This is a genomic window from Microseira wollei NIES-4236 (assembly GCF_020521235.1).
GTDB lineage: Bacteria > Cyanobacteriota > Cyanobacteriia > Cyanobacteriales > Aerosakkonemataceae > Microseira > Microseira wollei.
Genome location: NZ_BLAY01000474.1, coordinates 1 through 895 on the forward strand (window position 1 = coordinate 1; position 895 = coordinate 895).

The window sequence follows — 895 nt, forward strand, 5'->3', positions numbered from 1 at the left end:
TAATCGTCCTAATTTACGCAGCGCAATCCCCCGGTTGTACCAGGGTTCATCCTTATCTGGTTTAATTTTCAAAGCTTCGTCGTAAGCGGCGATCGCTTCCTCTAATCGTCCTAAATCATCCAGCGCAATCCCCCGGTTGTTCCAGGCTTCATGAAGATCTGGTTTAATTTTCAAAGCTTCGTCGTAAGCGGCGATCGCTTCCTCTAATCGTCCTAATTTACGCAGCGCAATCCCCCGGTTGTACCAGGGTTCATCCTTATCTGGTTTAATTTTCAAAGCTTCGTCGTAAGCGGCGATCGCTTCCTCTAATCGTCCTAAATCATCCAGCGCATTCCCCCGGTTGTACCAGGGTTCATGAAGATCTGGTTTAATTTTCAAAGCTTCGTCGTAAGATGCGATCGCTTCCTCTAATCGTCCTAATTTACCCAGCGCAATCCCCCGGTTGTTCCAGGCTTCATCCTTATCTGGTTTAATTTTCAAAGCTTCGTCGTAAGCGGCGATCGCTTCCTCTAATCGTCCTAAATTTTTTAGCGCAATCCCCCGGTTGTTCCAGGCTTCATGAAGATCTGGTTTAATTTTCAAAGCTTGGTCGTAAGAAGCGATCGCTTCCTCTAATCGTCCTAAATTTTTTAGCGCAATCCCCCGGTTGTTCCAGGCTTCATGAAGATCTGGTTTAAATTTCAAAGCTTGGTCGAAAGATGCGATCGCTTCCTCAAATCGTCCTAAATCATCCAGCGCATTCCCCCGGTTGTTCCAGGCTTCATGAAGATCTGGTTTAAATTTCAAAGCTTGGTCGAAAGATGCGATCGCTTCCTCTAATCGTCCTAAATTTTTTAGCGCAATCCCCCGGTTGTTCCAGGCATCATTATCATCTGGTTTAAATTTCAAAGCTTGG

Annotated in this window: 1 protein-coding gene; it reads right to left on the reverse strand. The window is 45.7% G+C overall.

Annotated features, from left to right (window positions below; translation table 11 throughout):
• Positions 1–895 (reverse strand): tetratricopeptide repeat protein (locus MiSe_RS49320; protein WP_226594902.1); only part of this gene is annotated, 895 nt, incomplete at both ends.